This window comes from Paenibacillus sp. FSL L8-0435, from assembly GCF_037965655.1.
In the GTDB taxonomy this organism is placed as follows: Bacteria; Bacillota; Bacilli; order Paenibacillales; family Paenibacillaceae; genus Paenibacillus.
In genome coordinates, this window is sequence record NZ_CP150185.1 from 2,816,294 (window position 1) to 2,836,319 (window position 20,026).

Sequence of the window (20,026 nt, forward strand, 5' to 3'; positions counted from 1 at the left end):
GCCACCACAGGGAGGTTAAAACAATGGATGATCAGGTGTATATTCCGATTACAAAACATATTCCCGAGGGACTTCGCAGTGAGACAGATCAGTTACACGGGTGGCTTGTCGCATTATTGTCAGCGGAATTAAAGGCAATGGGGTTAGTTGAAAAAAGCTATTCCAACACCAGGGAATGGTTAGAGAAAAACGGGATACCCGTTTTGTTTCATCGCTGGATGGAAGAGACACTTGCTGTGTTAGCCAAAGAAGAGGGGAATGGCGCTGAGGGCGGGCAAACCGCTACTACCTTCGAGAATGTGTGGCAGAAATGGGATGAAGTTAAACAGCAATGGCTGCAAAAGGGCCACCTTCGATCCCAGGTCCTTTTGGCAGAAACGGCATTAAAACACCTGCCTGATATTCTTCGGGGATACAAGCAGGCAACGGATGTTCTTTTCCCCAATTCAAGCATGACACTTGTCGAAGGCATATACCAAAACAATCCCATCGCCGACTATTTCAATGAGGTTATGGGATCGCAACTTATAACAATTATTGAAGAAAAAATAAAAAAGAATGCAACCATTCGGTTGAGAATCATTGAATTTGGCGCGGGTACTGGCGGAACCAGTACCCCTGTGCTTGATAAGCTCAGACCGTATGAGCAGTACATTGAGGAATATTGTTATACGGATATCTCTTCCTCTTTTCTATTGCAGGCAGAGCAGCGCTATGGAAATGAACACCCATATTTAACTTATAGAAAAATAGATGTGACCAAACAACTGCAGAATCAATCCATTAATGAAGCTGTCTATGATATAGCAATCGCGGCCAATGTGCTGCATGCTACACCCAATATCCGTCAAACCCTCGGACATATCAAGGCAGCGATCAAAAAACAGGGGTATTTGCTCCTGAACGAGATAACCGATAATACACTTTTTGCCCATATTACGTTTGGTTTGTTGGAGGGCTGGTGGTTATACGAAGATGAGGCACTGCGTATTCCGGGCTGCCCAGGACTTACACCTAATACATGGAAAAAGGTGCTCGCCAAAGAGGGGTTCAGAAATGTTCGTTTTCCGGCATTAAATGCTGAAGAGTGGGGACAACAAATCGTTGTATCTCAAAGTGACGGCATCATTATACATGAAATAAAACAGAGTCCTGTATCTCATCCTGTACTGACACAAACCAGAGCGATTCCTGACGTGGAATGGAGACCCAATTCATCCCCGGTTATGGAGACTGGAAACATTCAACCTACAGCAGATATTCCTGACCACCTGATCCGGGATCATATTATTACGGTCATCCGGGACAGCATAGAAACTTCACTTAAGATGAGTCAGAACCGGATCGATAATCATCAAAGTTTCTCTGAATATGGCGTCGATTCGATTGTTGCCGTCAATCTGGTCAATCTTATTAACGAGCAATGTGGAATAGTGATGCAGACTACAGTGCTGTTCGATCATAACACGGTCCATGCCTTAAGCAAGCACATGCTGGAGCAATATCGACAAGAAATTGTGGCGTACATGCTGCCTGACCCGGCTACATCTCCACAGAGGAAAGACGAACAAGCCATCATTTTGGACATGAGCAACGATAATCGTAAGGCTGATAAGCCTGCTGTGCATAGGAATGAGGATTGGTTGCCAGTTCGGGATGAGAGGAGTAATCCTAATGCGACTTGGACAAGCACAATGGTTAATAACGAAAAGCTGGGATCCATTTCGGAAGGTTCATATTATCGATTGCTGTTGGAGAAACCTGGAGAATCCGATGAACTTAAACTGATTCAGGATCAATCGCGTTCACTCCAGTCAAACGAAGTGCAAATTGCTGTACATGCTTTTTCACTTAATTTTGGAGACCTGTTATGTGTAAGAGGACTGTATCCAACCATGCCCGCATATCCGTTTACCCCTGGCTTCGAAGTCAGCGGGGTCGTTGTTCAAACAGGTTCCGAGGTTACAGACCTTCGAAGTGGTGAAGAAGTGGTGGCCATGATGGGTGAGCAGATGGGTGGTCATGCCAATATGGTGATCTGTCCGGCAGCTCATGTAGTAACCAAACCGAAAAAGTTAACATTTGAAGAAGCCTGCTCACTGCCGGCCGTCACTATGACCATGCTTGATGTGTTCCACAAAGCCAAACCACAGCCAGGTGAAAAAATATTGATTCAGACGGCGGCCGGAGGGACAGGTCTTATTGCCGTACAGCTGGCGCAGCATTATGGTCTGGAAATCTATGCCACAGCGGGTTCAGATGTAAAACTGAACTATCTGCAACAACAGGGTGTGCACCATACCATTCAGTATGTGGAGCAAGATTTTGCCGAGGAGATCCACCGTCTTACGAACGGGCAAGGTGTAGATATTGTTATCAATACTTTATCGGGTGATGCGATTCAAAAGGGGATGGCTTGTCTTGCTCCCGGTGGCAGATATATTGAAATTGCTATGACTGCCCTCAAATCAGCCAAAAATATTGATTTATCCTTGTTATCAAACAATCAGGCATTTTATTCGGTAGATTTGCGACGCATGGCCTTCCGTGATCCTTCTATAATTCGAACCTATATGAAGGAAATGGCGATCCTAATTGACCAGAACATCGTTCGTCCAACGATATATGCCACTTATCCTTTTCAGCAAGTGAAAGAAGCATATAAGGCTATGGGAAACCGCAGTAATATCGGCAAAATTGTGGTACATATCCCTGAAGAACAACGTTTTAAGCCATATTCTGCTAAGCCATGGGAGCAAAACGTTGTGGTAGAAGAGGCCATAATGAATCAAGAAACACCGTCAGTCAGGGAGGAAATAGCGATTATTGGAATCAGTGGCCGATTTGCACAAAGTCGCAATCCTGAGGAGTTATGGCAACATTTGCAAGCCGGGAATGATCTGATTGGAGAGGTAAAACGTTGGGATCTGGACGCTTATTACGCGGATCAGCAGTCTTATTGTCGACATGGCAGCTTTATAGAGGATTTTGATCGTTTCGATCCTCTGTTTTTTAATATATCCGGCGTGGAAGCCACCTATATGGACCCGCAGCAGCGCATTTTTTTGGAGGAGTCCTGGAAGGCGCTTGAAGATAGCGGTTATGCTGGCAAAAAGGCCGAGGGCCTTCAATGTGGTGTCTATGTAGGCTGCAGCGGCATGGATTATCAAAGCATATTTGGACATGAGGGCCCTCCGCAGGCTTTCTGGGGGAACGCCAATTCTATTGTGCCTGCTCGCATAGCCTATTACCTGAATCTGCACGGTCCGGCCATTACAGTGGATACAGCCTGTTCCAGTTCATTGGTGGCCATTCATCTGGCATGTCAAGGATTATGGTCAGGCGAGACGAATATGGCTCTTGCCGGAGGCGTATTCATCCAGTCCACCCCTGGATTCTACATTGCCTCCAATCGAGCGGGAATGCTGTCTCCAACAGGACGGTGTCATACCTTTGATGAAGCAGCAGATGGTTTTGTTCCAGGAGAAGGCGCAGGGGTTGTTATCCTGAAAAGGCTTAGCGAGGCGCTGGATGACGGTGACCAGATTTACGGAGTCATTCGAGGGAGCGGAATAAACCAGGATGGGTCCACCAATGGAATTACGGCTCCCAGTGCGAAATCCCAGGAACGGCTTGAGCAGAACGTATATGAGACTTTTAATATTAATCCTGAACACATCCAGCTGGTCGAGGCTCATGGGACAGGGACCAGGCTGGGAGACCCGATTGAGTTCAATGCATTGGCGAAGGCGTTTAGAAAACATACGGACGAAAAGCAGTTCTGTGCGATCGGCTCGGTAAAAAGCAATATCGGTCATACGGCCACGGCAGCTGGAGTAGCGGGTTTGTTTAAAATTATGCTGGGGATGCGTCATCAAAAAATAGCCCCCTCCATTCATTTTCATCAAGCCAACAGCCAGATTGCCTTAAATGACAGCCCGTTCTATATCCCTACAGCCACGATGGAATGGAAAGCCGGGTCAAGTGGCAGAAGATGTGCTGCAATCAGTTCATTTGGTTTCAGTGGTACGAATGCACATATGGTCATTGAGGAGGGACCTCTGCAATCCAGAGCGTCAGAGCCGATGCCGGGATATTTGATTGCACTTTCAGCCCGTACCGCCGAACAATTGCGTCAGCAGGTTGAACAACTCACCGCCTACGGAAGACAATTGCCGGAACAGGATTGCGGTAACTTGAGCTACACGCTGTTATTGGGACGCAAACATATGGATTTCCGCCTCGCCTGTGTGACCCGAAGTCTGAATGAAGCGATGACTATACTTCAACGCTGGTTGGATAAGGGAAGTGCACCACAGGTTCGGGTTTCACAAGGAACACCGGACACTTCACATGAGCACTCCTCATTACAACGATATGGGAATGAATGTTTGCGGAGTTGTCAGAAGACGACACATGCAAGCGAATATTTAGAACATCTGGGTACTGCAGCGGATCTGTATATCCAGGGATATGAACTTGATTATGATCTGTTGTTTGAGCAGGGTCACTATTGGACCATATCCTTACCCACCTATCCATTTGCCAGAGAGCGGTATTGGGTGGAGCACGAAGAAATGAATTGCTCACCATTAATAGAAAAACCAACAATAGTTAAACCATCAAATGAGAGCATATTACTGCACTCCATGCTGCACCACAACCGTTCGGATCTGCTGCGGGGCCAGTGGTACAGTAGTCAGTTCAATGGCAATGAGCCTTTCCTAAGCGATCATGTTGTACAGGGGCACAAGCTGCTTCCAGCTGTTGTTCAGCTGGAGATGGCCCGGGCAGCAGCGGCGCATGCAGCAAATTGGCCTCCGCTCACACACAGTCTGCTGCTGCGGCATGTAATGTGGAGCAGGCCGCTCGTTGTTGGAGAGGAGCCTCTGGAGGTCCATCTCGTGCTTGAGGCCGAGGCAGATGAGAGCTTGTCCTATAAAATATCGGCCGCGTCATCAATTGAGTCCAGCGAAGGGGTGTATAGTCAAGGGCGTGTAAGTGTGGGAAGACCTCTCGCAGAAGCCGTGCAAACCTTGGATTTGCAGGCTGTGCGCAGCCGGTGTACAGAGGGACAGGCCGGTGGAGCAGTTTGTTATGAAGCATTCCGAAAACTGGGTCTGGAGTACGGTCCGTCCCATCAGACCATTGCCGAATTGCAATGGGGGGCAAACGAGGCCTTGGCGCAGTTGCGTCTGCCACAAGCGCTCTTCGAAGGGCAAGCGGACACTGTGCTGCATCCCGGTATGGTGGATGGGGCCTTGCAAGCATCCATCGCCCTGCTGGCCGGAGATCAGATCGCGGAAGTGCTGAGATCCACTACTCAGGAGGGGGCAGTAAGCTTGGAGAGCACGGCCCTTGCGAGCACAACAGAACGACATGGGAACCCGCCCGCTTCCGCTCCGCTGCCTTTTGCGCTGGAGGAGGCGGAAGTGATATCCCCTTGCCAGGCGCACATGTGGGCGGTGGTGCGTGTTCGCCCCGAGTCTGCGGCATCTTCCGCTGCGGAGGCTAGCGTCCGTAAACTGGATCTGGAGCTGTGCGATTCGGAGGGACAGGTTTGCATTCGACTGCGGGGCGTGACCTCGCGTGTACCCGAAAGCCGGGGAGGTGTGCTGCTGGTGCAGCCCAAGTGGCAGGAGCTGCCGAAGCGCTCCCTACCGGCTGAAGCTGTGGGGGTTGAACCCGCGGTGCTGCTGTGTGATTGGGCCCCGCAAGACTTCGCGGCTGCGGATGTGTCCTGGAAGCAGATGGTGTTAACGGGGGCGTTGGAGGCGCGGTACGGACAGGCTGTTCAGGCCATTCTGCACCATGTGCAGCAGCAGCTTGCGATGCAGCGAAGCCACCGGATGGCTGTGCAGGTCGTCGTGGCGGGAGATGAACAAGGAAGACGCTTCGCCGGCCTGAGCGGGCTGCTGCGGACGGTGCGACTGGAGCATCCGGGCTGTCTGGCACAGCTTGTCGAAGTCCGGCCAGAGACATCGGCCGCCATATTGACCGAGCAGTTGCACCAGTGTGCGCTCCATGCGGAGGAGAGCCACCTGCGTTGGGAAGCGGGTGAGCTGAAGCGAGCGGGCTGGCAGGCGGTTGACGTGGACAGAGATGAGAACGTGGACACGAATGAGATGACGAATGGGAATGCAGAGACAGAGATGAGGACAAAGCGGAAGACCAGTGTCCCACGGTTGTCCCCTTGGAGAGACGGAGGCGTGTACGTCATTACAGGCGGAGCCGGTGGCCTGGGACGGATCTGGGCCCGGGAGATTTCAGCCCAAACGGAAGGCAGTACGCTTATATTGACTGGTCGATCCCCGGCGATGCCAGAGGAGGTACAGCGAGAGATGGCGCAGCTTCCTGCCCGGGTGCTTTATGAAGCAGTGGACGTTACCGATCGGGAGGCGGTCCACGGACTGTTCGGGCGTATCCGTCAGCAGTATGGCCGGGTGAACGGGGTGCTGCATTGTGCCGGAGAAATCCGGGACAGTCTAATACGATACAAAACGGAATCCGAATGGCAGGCCGTGCTGGCCCCGAAAGTAAACGGTATACGGAATCTGGAAGAAGCGATCGGGACCGAAGCGCTGGATGTGCTGTTGCTGTTCTCCTCGGGTGCAGCGGTGACGGGGAATGCAGGGCAGGGTGATTATGCCGCCGCCAATGGGTATATGGATGCGTATGCGGTGAACCGAAATGCGCGGATGAAACGCGGGGAGTGTCAAGGGCGAACCTTATCCATCAACTGGCCGTTGTGGGAAGAAGGCGGGATGCAGCTGGAGGAAGAGGGGAAGCAGCGTCTGTGGAAACAGCATGGACTGAGACCGCTGGGAACCGCGTCGGGAGTAAAGGCGTTGTATCAGGCCTGGGCGAGTGGAGGCAGCCAGGTATTGGTGGCGGAAGGCAAGCTGTCGGTGCTGCGAAGAAGCCTGCTGGAGCCGGTAGATTCGGGGTTAACTGAATCGATCGAGCCAGCAAACGCAGACGCAGATAGGCAAGCGCCTTCGCCGGAATCGTTATCCATCAAGCTTGGAGTCCCACTGGCGGGAGGCATGACCCAACAGGAAGCTGTATCTGTGCTCACGTTGGAAGTGGCCGCTTTGTTGAACGTAGGGGAGCAGGACGTGGACCCGGACATGGACTGGAGTGAATATGGTTTGGACCCGGTGCAATGGAGTGAACTTTCCCGCAGACTGCTAACTCGGCATGGATGGGATATTTCTGCAGAGACACTCTTGGAACACTTGAACATGAGTCAAACTGTCCAGCAAGTTACCGGTCAGATCCACTTGATGGGGAAGGAGCGAATGGACCTGCATAAAAAAGAAGAGAACCTTGGCCTTGTTCATAAGAATGATGCTGATTTGCGAGTGAAAACAGTTCAATTTCTGCAAGAGCGTTTAGCCCGTGTCATCGGTCTTCCGAAATCAAGGATTGACGTAGATACTGCAATGGATCGATACGGGATAGATTCGTTACTTATTATGCAAATGACCACTAATTTGGAAGAACAGTTTGGCCTCTTGCCCAAAACACTTTTTTTCGAGTATCAGACCCTTCGTGCTCTGAGCGAATATTTTCTTGAGCACCATCATGAACCATTGCGACTCATTTTAGGGGAAGAACTTCCTGAGGAATCCGATGGTATATCTCGTGCTTCGGTTGCTGTACAGAATCCGGGGATAGAGGACGTTAAATCCAAGGGCATTTTACGCCAAAAGAGGACGTTAAAGAATCAACAAGCTACTAATCCAGAGTCGAAGAACGTTGATTCATTGAAATCTTTGAATCCAATTGAATCATCGAATCGGGTTCAAGAGGATGAGGAGAAGCAGGATATTGCCATTATTGGTGTGGCGGGAAGGTACCCGGGAGCGCGGAACATCCATGAGTTTTGGGAGAATCTGCGCAGTGGAACGGACAGTATTACCGAGATTCCATCTGAACGCTGGGACCAGGAGAAGGTATATGATTCAGCGCCGGGCACACCGGGCAAGACCTATGGACGCTGGGGCGGATTTCTGGACGGTGTGGACGAATTCGATCCGTTGTTCTTCCAGATTTCTCCTCGGGAAGCTGAGATGATGGATCCGCAGGAACGATTGTTCATGCAGTGTGTGTACGAGACGATTGAGGATGCGGGGTATACGCGGGAGCGTTTGGCTACCGACATCGTGGGTGTGTACGTGGGCGTGATGTACGAAGAATACCAACTGTACGGGGCCGAGTCCTCAATTGCGCTCTCCGGTAATCCGGCGTCCATCGCCAACCGGGTGTCGTATTTCTGTAATTTCCGCGGACCGAGTCTGGCGGTGGATACGATGTGTTCATCTTCGCTGACTTCCATTCATCTGGCGTGCCAGAGTTTAAGACAGAATGAGTGTCAGGTTGCGGTCGCAGGCGGGGTGAATGTGTCGGTCCACCCGAACAAATATATCATGTTGTCTCAAGGACGATTCCTGTCCAGCAAAGGTCGCTGTGAGAGCTTTGGTGAAGGGGGCGACGGGTATGTGCCGGGGGAAGGCGTGGGCGCGGTCCTGTTAAAATCGCTTGCACGAGCCGTTGCAGACGGGGACCGGATTTACGGCGTGATCAAAGGGTCGGCCTTGAATCACGGTGGAAAAACAAACGGATATACCGTGCCGAATCCCAACGCCCAGGCGGACGTCATCGGCCGGGCCTTGCGTGAGGCGGGCGTTGACCCGCGGACGATCAGTTATGTGGAAGCCCATGGCACGGGTACGTCGCTCGGTGATCCCATCGAGATTGCGGGGCTGAGTAAAGCTTTTCAGCAAGATCCGTCGGAAGAGGCCTACTGTGCGATTGGTTCAGCGAAATCCAATATCGGACATGCAGAGAGCGCAGCAGGCATCGCGGGAGTCACCAAGGTGCTGCTGCAATTACAGCATGGAGAGCTGGCGCCGTCCCTGCATGTGCAGCAGACCAACCCGCATATTGACTTTAGTCAAACCCCATTCACGGTCCAGCGGGAGTTAGACGTTTGGGAACGTCCGAGAGTGGACGGTCAGATCGTACCGCGACGGGCGGGGATTTCCTCGTTTGGTGCAGGTGGAGCGAATGCTCATCTCATTTTGGAGGAATACCGGGAACCCGACCTGACGCGTGAAAAGATGAATGAGCAAAACGAGCAAAATGAAGTGCTAGGGATGATCGTGCTGTCAGCGAAGAACGAGGAACGGCTGGTCGTGCAGGCCCGTCAGCTGCGAGATGCACTCCGTACCGGGCAGAGCAGCTGGAAAGTGAGGGAGATCGCCTATACACTGCAAACCGGACGTGAAGCAATGGAGGTACGGCTGGGTGTGCTGGCGCAAACGATGGAGGAGCTGCTTGCCAAGCTGGACAGCTATGTGGAACAGGTGGGACAGGCGGAACCAGCAGGCAAAGGAAACTTGTACTATCAGGGGCATGTGAAGCAAGGGCAGGAGCATGCGGGTTGGTTAACCGATGAGGAAGACATGAAAGAGAATGTGAAACGCTGGCTGTCCCAAGGTCGTTATGAGCATGTACTGGACGCGTGGACACGAGGGGCAGTGATTCAGTGGATGGAGCTATACGGGGACAACAGACAGCAGCACCCGCGCCCAGTCAGTCTGCCGGCGTATCCGTTTGCACGAAATCGCTACTGGGCTCCAAAGAAAACCGAGTTGGTATCGTCCAGCGCGGTTGGTACGAACGGATCAGCCATGCTCCATCCACTTTTGCATAGCAATACTTCGGATCTTCAAGAGCAACGGTACACTTCACTCTTTACAATGGACTCGCCTATGCTTATGGATATCAATAAAGAGCAAACAACAAAATTATTGCCCGACTTGCTTCATCTGGAAATCGCCTATGCAGCTCTGGATTTGGCCATACCTGATGATCATGATTCAGCAGAATCAGCATTATCGATCCAATTGCAGGATGTGATATGGGACAACCCTATTTATGTGTCTGATCAGCCACTTCCGTTACACATCTCATTGCAATCCGAATCACATTTAACAGTGGGATACGTCATATATGGTGAAAATGTAGGGGGATTTCAACCCGTATATAGTAGCGGAATGGCCAAAAAGGTGGCTTCAGAGTTCACAGGATCAGATGCTCTGGAAATTGATTCTATCGATATGCTCTACACCGCTGAGCTGGATTCGTCAATCACTGCTTTTGCGAACCATGCTTCAAAGTCAGCCTTGTCCTCATCTCCTTATGCGGTAGAACGTATATATGTGGGGGAAGACCATATTCTGATCAAGTTTGAAGATGCAACGGATGTGTTATCTATACCACCAGTGTACAAACTGCCAGTAGATGCAATTCACCTTGCCGTTTATGGGGGGCTAGGCTGGACAGAAATTGAAAATGAAGCAAAGCAGCAGTTGGATATGTCTGCTTCAAGTCCTGTTTACATTCAATCCCTTCAAAGACTTGATGCAGTAGGCGCATCAAATATTTCTTGGGCGAGAGTAGACAGAAGAGAGCGAATGAATGGGGCGTCAGGACTTGAAGTGTTGGACATTCGTTTGTATTCATCAGAAGGACGCGCAGTGTTGAAGATTCAGGGATTAGAAGCAGGCTTTACAGCCATGTCGCAGGGGACAGAAAACGACGGAATAGCGGTACATTCGAATGCTGCAACTACAAGTGCAGGTGCATTTGTACTTGAATCTTCATTCGGTGAATCCGAGAAAGAAACTGTGATCCTCTCCAAAGAAGCTTCATCTGCTTCCATGGCTTCTCGCCGGAGACCGGAGCTCTTGGGCCTAACAACGTCTGAGTGTGTAAGGTGGGAGTTAAAGGAACTGGCAGGCCAAACGTTGAAAATTCCAAGGGAACTGATTGATGGCAATGAAAATCTTGCCGAATATGGATTTGATTCCATTAGCCTGACTGAATATGCAACGGTTCTTAATCAGCATTTTGGAATGGACCTGGCACCATCCATATTTTTCGATCACACCACACTTCATGAATTGGCTCATTATCTGGAGCGAGAATTCGAGCAGACCATCACGGATCAATATGCAGATCACGACATTCAAACGGGAGAAAAACATACAGAGCAAGCCGCACCGTTAAAAAGCAAAGTGGCACAGCATCGTTCCAAAGCCCGAAAGCCTAACGCCCAGAGACAAGCATCTGGCAAGTACTGGCGTTTGGGAGATACACGGCGAATGCAAGCGGCCGATGAACCTGTTGCCATTATTGGTATCAGCGGACGATTTCCCGAAGCGCGCAATGTAGATGAGATGTGGTCGATTCTCGTAAATGGACAAACGGCTGTTAAGACCGTTCCCTCGGATCGATTCACCAGCAGTAAAAAGGATGCTACTTGGAAATGCGGTCTTGTGCCAGGGATACGAGAGTTTGATCCCCGCTTCTTCGAAATCTCTCCACGCGAGGCCGAGAGCATGGACCCACGTCAGCGATTGCTATTGCAAGAATCCTGGAGAGCGCTTGAGGATGCCGCTTATGGCAAAAAACAACTTTCCTCCGGTCGGGTCGGCATGTTTGTAGGAGTGGAGAATAATGAATATTTGCAGTTTGTTGGCCTGGATGGACCGCTTACGTCCAATCACAATGCCATTCTGGCCGCCCGGTTGGCGTATCTGTTGGACCTGAATGGCCCGAATATGGCGATCAATACGGCTTGTTCTTCGGGTCTGGCGGCTGTTCATCAAGCTTGTGCCAGCCTGCGGGCGGGAGAGTGCGACACAGCTCTTGCGGCAGGAGTAAGCCTGCTGCTCACTGAGCAGGGGTTCGAAGCGATGTCCCAAGCAGGCATGTTGTCTGAGGACGGTCGCTGTTATGCGTTCGACCAGCGTGCTAATGGCATGGTGCCGGGAGAAGCGATCGCGGTTGTTGTATTAAAGACCTTATCTCAGGCTGAGGCGGATGGAGACTCGATCTACGGGGTCATTCGGGGCAGTGGCATGAACTATGATGGCAAAACGAATGGAATCACCGCGCCGAGTGGTGTGGCACAGACGGCGTTAATGAATGAGGTATATGCCCGGTATGGCATTCCGGCGGAGAACATGCAGTACATTGTGACCCACGGGACGGGAACACGCCTCGGAGACCCGGTCGAAATCAAGGCTTTGCAGGAAGCCTATAAAGGACGGAATATGGCGCCAGGTTCCTGTGCGTTAACGTCGGTAAAAACGAATTTGGGTCATACCCTCGCTGCATCCGGTGTGGTGAGCCTGATTAGTCTGGTACAGGCGATGCGTTATGAGACGATCCCGGCAAGTCTGCACTGTGAGGAAGAGAGTGAATATATCCAGTGGTCGGAGGGGCCGTTTTATGTAAACAAAAGCAAACGGCCTTGGCCACGAACGGAGCAGGGCAGGTTGGGCGCGGTAAGTGCTTTTGGCATGAGTGGAACCAACGTGCATGTCGTGGTGGAAAGTTATGAAGGCAACGGGCAAAAACAAATGGCTGGAAATACAGCGCCTTATTATTTGCTGGCACTGTCCGCCAAAACGGAAGAGGCACTACATCGCAAGGTGGAGGACATGATCGCCGTGCTGGAACGGGAAGAGGAGCCGGATCTGGCGGCAATCAGTTACACGCTCCTGGAGGGACGACAGCATTTCCGTCACCGTTGTGCGGTGGTTGTACAGTCCCGGGCGGATGCTGTGCATGTCTGGAAACAGTTCGGTACGAAAGAAAATAACGGGAAGATGTTTCGCGGGACAGTGGGCCGGGAGTTCACTGAACAGCGCATTGTTCGGGAACACGGTCATGAGCTTTTGCATCAACTTCAGCATGGAACTCAAGCGATCGCAACCGGGGCATACCGTGACATTCTTCATGTGCTGGCGGATTTATACTGTCAGGGTTACGCATTGGATTGGATGAATATGTACGGTGAGTCTGTTCCTGAACGCATTCATTTGCCTTCATATCCGTTTGCCCAGGAAGAATACTGGGTGACCCAGTCATCACCTGAAGCAAGCCGGTTGAACGAGCAGCTTCTGACAGCAAAGCTCCACCCGCTTGTACACCGGAATACGTCAACGCTGCGCGATCAGCGTTATAGCTCTGTTTTTGCACGGGAAGATCCGTTGTTACATGACCCTATGGAATCGGGTTACCAATGTTTGCCAGATTCAGCCCACTTGGAGATGGCCCGGGCTGCTGCGCAATATGCGTTAAAGGGAGCGGGCGAGATGAACCAGGCCCCGGTCCGGATGAAGCTGACCGAGCATCAATGGGTCAATCCGGTTGTGGTGACAGAGCAGGCGCTGGAAGTTCATTTGGCCATTATTCCAGAATCAGATCAATCTTTAATCTATGAAATATTCAGTGAACGAGCTGACGGTGATGAAGAGTTGTGGAGCAGGGGCCGTATTGAATATGAATCACAGGAATTCGTGAGTCCGCCTATGGACATGCAGTCCATCACTGAAAGATGCACACATTTGGAGACTGCAAAACTTTCTTCAGAACTTAAAGGATCATCCATTGTTTGTTGTTATACCGGCGAAAATGAAGTGTTAATAAAGCTTTCAGCTGAAATTAATGCTCAGGATCGGACTTTGTTATATACTCCAAAGTTACTGACTGAAGCTGTATCACTGGCAGCAAACATCTTTGAGACAAGATCAGTAAAGGCAGCAGATTATCTTAACAAGGCCATGCCAGCAAAAGAGGCCGGCGAGTCGAGTGTACATGAAGTGCTGAGTGAAGAACAAAAACATACTTGGCTCTCTATGGAATCCATGGAGTTTACGGCAGATCACTTGCAGCATCCGCTGTGGATGTGGATCAGGGAGTTGGATTCCGGGCTGGATGTTACTTTCTGTGATGAGAAAGAACAGGTAGTTGCACACATGGCGGGATTACAGGTCCAAAAGAATTTGATGACAAAAGATATGCCGGAGGACATGGAAATAAAGGAGATAGAACGTGAGGTCGCTGATGGTAGCCTTCTAATGGCTTTTGAGGAAATCTGGGAAGAATCGGAGCCAGAACTTTATCATGAAGAGAACCCACAGACCATATTATGTGTACTTTCCCGTCAGGAGAATCAGGAGAGGTTCATTTCACTGATGAAACATCACAATCCTGAGATCCAGCTGGTCTTCATCGATCCGGGAATGTGGGAAAAAGAGACGGATCTTGATCATCATGCGAAGTACAGGGAAGCGCTTCAGGAGATCAGCCAGCAATATGGGAATGTGGATACGCTACTACATTTGTCGGCACTAGAGGAGCCACTACTGCTGCAAGACACGAAGCCAATTTTACTTTTGCTTCAGGCATTGGCAGCAGAGAAGATCAAGCCTGGCCGAATTCTGCTCGCCGGGGAATATAGAACAGGAATCGAACGTTGTTACCTAGATGCATGGATTGGTTTTGAGCGTTCACTTGGGCTTGTTATGCCCCATACGAAATTACAAGTGATCAGCAGCGATAAACCATCCAGTAACGAAGTGAACTGGAAAAGGTGGAGTGAACGGCTGTGGCAAGAATTAAGGTCGAACCAGCGGTGTAGCGTGCGGTATGAGAATGATCTGCGCAAAGTAAGCCGTATCAGACCAATCCCGCCTGCCGAGCATTATAAACAGGGGACAGAATACGTGTTGCCAGGAAAGACATATTTGATAACGGGCGGATTGGGAGGAATTGGCCTCGCTTTTGCCAGAGCATGGGCTCCGCTGGGAGTAAATCTGGTGTTGATGGGCCGATCTTCTCTGGATTCCGTGAAGCAGCATAGGCTCGATGAATTGATCGAGGCGGGAAGTCAGGCTATGTATGTTCAGGCTGATGTTGCCGTACTGGAACAAGTCGAAGAAGCGGTGCGGGCTGTCAAAAGCAAATTTGGCACTATTCACGGACTGATCCACGCCGCCGGGATTGAAAGTCGGGTAAGTGTGCTGGATAAATCAGCAGCTGATTTTGAACGTGTGCTTGCTCCCAAAATTCGTGGAACATTGGCATTGGACAAAGCACTGGGTAACGAATCGCTGGAGTTCCGCAGTTATTTCTCTTCTTCATCGGCTATTTTGGGTGACTTCGGCTCCTGTGATTATGCTGTGGCGAATCGATTCCAGATGGCCTATGCTCAAGAACAGCATCGCACGGGTCCTATACACACGGTATCTATCAACTGGCCGCTTTGGAGAGAGGGCGGAATGGGCACAGGCGAAAAGAATGCTTCGGCTATGTATCTCAAAACCAGCGGTCAACGTTTTCTGGAAAAAGACGAAGGGGTGGCATTATTTCCAAAAATTCTAAATGAACCTTACGCTCACCAACTCGTTATGGCGGGGAAACCGGAACGCATACATCGTTTTCTGGGTGTTGAATTCACACCTGAGGAGCCGGCCAGCACATCTCATACTTCGTATGAGGTCGGGAATCCAGTCTTGAATGAGGCGGCGCCTGCGTTAGGGCTGCGTGTAGAGTTGCGTGGCAAAACGGTGGCTGAATGCGCGCAGTGGGAGCTTGGAGAAATAGCAAGCGAGCTGTTAAAGATACCTCATGAAGAATTGGACCCTCAAGCCAATCTCGCAGAGTTTGGATTTGATTCCATCAGCTTGACTGAGTATGCAGGACGGTTGAGCCGTCATTACGGAGCAGAATTGACACCATCCATTTTCTTTGGACATTCCACATTGAAAGGATTGGCTGAATATCTGGAAAATGAACATCGGGATGTTCTAGTAGGCATGTACGAGGAAAGGAAGGCCGTGACCGACATGAAATCCAATGTCGCGGACCGAGGTTACCGATCCGGACGTTCCGGAAGATGGGCTGGCGGCAAATCCTTCCCTGCATCCGATCTTCGTCCAACTGCACGTAATCTGGATAAAATGGATCAATTCATGGAACCTGTTGCCATTATTGGTATTAGCGGACGGTTCCCCGAAGCACGAGATGTGGACGAGATGTGGTCCATGATCAGTCAGGGTCAGGAAGCGATAAGAATGGCACCGGAGGACCGGTTTTCCACCCACAATGGGCGTGAACCTTGGAAATGCGGTCTTGTACCAGGAGTACGGGAGTTTGATCCACGCTTCTTCGAAATTTCTCCGCGTGAAGCCGAGAGCATGGACCCGCGTCAGCGATTGCTATTGCAGGAATCCTGGAGAGCGCTTGAAGATGCCGCTTATGGGAAAAGACAGCTTTCCTCCGGCCGGGTAGGTATGTTTGTCGGGGTGGAGAATAACGAGTATTTGCAAGTTGTCGGTCTGGACGGGCCGCTTACATCCAACCACAATGCCATTCTGGCTGCCAGATTAGCCTATCTGCTGGACCTGAATGGTCCCAACATGGCGATTAATACGGCTTGTTCTTCGGGGTTGGCGGCTGTTCATCAAGCTTGTGCCAGCCTGCGAGCCGGAGAGTGCGACACGGCTCTTGCGGCAGGGGTGAGCCTGCTGCTTACCGAGCAGGGACTCGAAGCGATGTCCCAGGCGGGCATGCTGTCTGAGAATGGGCGCTGTTATGCGTTTGACCAGCGTGCCAATGGCATGGTTCCGGGAGAAGCGATAGCGGTTGTTGTATTAAAGACCTTATCTCAGGCTGAGGCGGATGGAGACTCGATCTACGGGGTCATTCGGGGCAGTGGCATGAACTATGATGGCAAAACGAATGGAATCACCGCGCCGAGTGGTGTGGCACAGACAGCACTAATGAATGAGGTGTATACACGGTACGGCATTCGGGCAGAGAACATGCAGTACATTGTGACCCACGGGACGGGAACACGTTTGGGAGACCCAGTTGAAATCAATGCTTTGCAGGAAGCCTACAAATCAAGAAATATGGAGCCAGGCTCCTGTGCGCTGACGTCGGTAAAAACGAATTTGGGTCATACCCTCGCCGCTTCGGGAGTGGTGAGCCTGATTAGCCTGGTACAGGCGATGCGTCATGAGACGATCCCGGCAAGTCTGCACTGTGAAGAGGAAAGTGAATATATCCGGTGGTCGGAGGGGCCGTTTTATGTGAACAAAAGCAATCGGCCTTGGCCACGAACAGAGCAGGCGAGACTGGGAGCGGTAAGTGCCTTTGGCATGAGCGGAACCAACGTGCATGTCGTGGTGGAAAGTTATGAAGGCAGCGGACAAAAACGAACGGCTGGTTATGCGTCACCTTATTATTTGCTGGCACTGTCGGCCAAAACGAAAGCAGCACTACAACGCAAGGTAGAGGACATGATCGCTGTACTGGAACGGGAAGAGATGCCGGATCTGACGGCAATGAGCTACACTCTGCTGGAGGGACGACAGCATTTCCGACACCGTTGTGCGGTGGTTGTGCAGTCCAAGGAAGATGCCGTATACATGTTGAAACAGCGGGGGCAATCCAAGTCAGGGGTTTTGTTTGAGGGCGTGGTGCCAAGAAGGTTTACTGGACAAAAGCTGTTACAGGAACATGGGGATGAATGGATTATCAAAAGCACCGAAAGAAGTTTGTCCTCGGAGAAACAGAGGGATATACTCCATGTGCTGGCTGATCTGTATGCCCAGGGCTATGATCTGAACTGGGGACAGATGTATGGCGATGTACCACCATCACGCATCAGCCTGCCAACGTATCCTTTTGCCCGAGAGGAATATTGGATGGCGTCAAAGGAAAGAGAGCAAGAGGAAGAGCAGCCATCGCGGGAGCGCTCATGGGCTTCTCTTCACCCCCTGGTGCAACAAAATACGTCTGATTTCACTGAACAAAGGTTCAGCTCGGTCTTCAATGGAAGAGAATTTTTCCTTAAGGATCATATTATTCATGGAATCTCCGTACTTCCCGGGGTGGCCCAATTGGAAATGGCTCGGGCTGCATTGCAGCTTACCGTTGCCGGCACAAGACCTGTTTTTCTGCAAAATGTGGTGTGGATCAGTCCCGTAGTCATGGATGGAGATGCAGCAATCCCTAACAGCATTCAGGTAGAAATCGGATTACATCCTGTCACAGAAAATCCTCAACGTATAAGTTATGAGATATACCGGCAAGACCAGCAGGTTGAGGGGAAACGTCATGTATACAGTCAAGGACAGCTGGGATGGAATGAAGAAGCTGAATCCCCTCCAATTCATGACCTGAACGAACTCATGGCTGCATGCAGCCGATCGACCTGGACGGGTGCAGATTGTTACAACGCATTTAGGCAAGCCGGTATCCAGTACGGACCTGCATTTGAGGGAATACAGCAATTGTTCATCGGTGAAAGGGAAGTTTTGGCCCAACTGAAGCTGCCTGAGCATTTGTTGCCGGAAATGAACTCATATGTCCTTCATCCCTGTATATTGGACTCCGCGTTGCAGGCCTCTATTGGCATGATGCTGGAGCATCCTGAAGTGGATGGGAAAAAGGCGGGACATGGTTCAGGTGGACCACAGCCTTCGGTTCCTTTTGCGTTAAAGAAAGTTCGGATCTATAAAGCTTGTGCTCAAGACATGTGGACATGGGTGCGCTACAGCTCCGATTCCAGTTCGGATGGGAAAGGAATGACGTTTGATATTGATTTGTTTGATCAAGAAGGAAGTGTCTGTGTTCGTTTAATTGGCTTTTCCTCTAGACAGCTTCCCGATCCAGAATCCACAGCGCCAGGTGCTGACACAACCGCTCGGTCTGAAATGCTGCTGTTAAAGCCGTATTGGCGGGAGATGGAGGTGGAAGGAGCCGGTCGGAGCTGGAAGACTCCAGACGCTGAGCATATCGTTATTTTATGTGGTGCACTCGCTTGCAGGTTGAGTGAGATGCAGCTTGAATTTCCGTCAGCATCGTTTATACCGATTGGGTTGGATCAGGGAATGGCCACAGCCGAAAAGTGGTTTGAGGATGGTGCCTTGCAGGTGTTTGGTAAACTTCAAACGATACTGTCCAGTGAATCGAATAAACCGCGAATTATACAGGCCGTTGTGCCTAATGATGGAGAGCAGCGTTTGTATGCTGCGCTGTCGGGTATGTTGCAAAGTATTAAACTCGAATATCCGGCTGTTGCGGGACAGTTGATTGAAATGGACGAACAGTTGGATAACGCAGATATTTTACAGCTATTGAAGTTGGACGTTTGCGAGCCTAAAGATAACTGGATTCGTTATACGGGTCGTCGACGGGAATTGGCAGACTGGCAAGAGATTGAACCGTCCACTGTTCTTGAAAAACGGTTTTGGCGTGATCATGGTGTTTACCTCATTACAGGTGGTATGGGAGGGCTTGGACTTGTATTTGCGCAAGAGATCGCCACACAAGCCAAGCATCCAACACTTGTTCTCGTGGGCAGATCACCGATGGACGGTCTGATGGAACAATCCCTTGAAGTATTGCGAGAGCAGGGAGCACGGGTGGACTATTTGCAGGTTGATGTAACGGATGGTGAAGCCGTGGAGAACCTTGTTGGTAGCATCAAACAAGTCTATGGCGCTATCCACGGCGTTATTCATGGAGCAGGATTAATCAGAGACAGTTTGTTTCTTGCCAAGACAGAGGAAGAATGGCGTCAGGTTATGAAACCCAAAGTGGCGGGCACTATACACCTGGATCGTTCTACACATAAGGAAGCATTGGATTTCTTCATTCTGTTCTCCTCTGGAACTGCCGTGCTCGGCAATATGGGGCAGAGTGATTACGCTACAGCCAATGCATTCATGGACCTATTCGCAACATACCGGGAAACGATGGTGAGTCAGGGCAAACGAAGCGGCAGGACACTGTCCTTAAACTGGCCACTATGGGAAAATGGCGGCATGAAGGTGGACTCATCTGTCAAACAAATGATGTGGCGGCAAATGGGAATGAGACCCCTGCATTCGAATCAGGGAATTGAGGCATTAACCCTTGCACTATCATCCACTTCTTCCAGAGTGATGGTCATGGCAGGGAACCCTGAACGAATTCGGGGCAAGATCAGAACTGTAAAATCACAAACACTAGGTATTTCCTCCCCAATGTATACAGCTTCTCCCAAAGGGGATAAGCCCAGGGACGACCGCTATTCGGAACTGGTTAATCGTGTTCTGGACGGGGAACTAACGGAGTCACAATTTGTTGAAGCGTTCATGAAGGAATAGGA

Annotated in this window: 1 protein-coding gene; it reads left to right on the plus strand. The window is 50.6% G+C overall.

From position 1 onward, the window contains the following. The first annotated feature begins 23 nt into the window (after positions 1-23). A complete protein-coding gene (locus NST33_RS12745) occupies positions 24-20,024 on the plus strand; it encodes an SDR family NAD(P)-dependent oxidoreductase (protein WP_339308081.1) in 20,001 nt (6,666 codons plus the stop codon). The last annotated feature ends 2 nt before the right edge of the window (positions 20,025-20,026 follow it).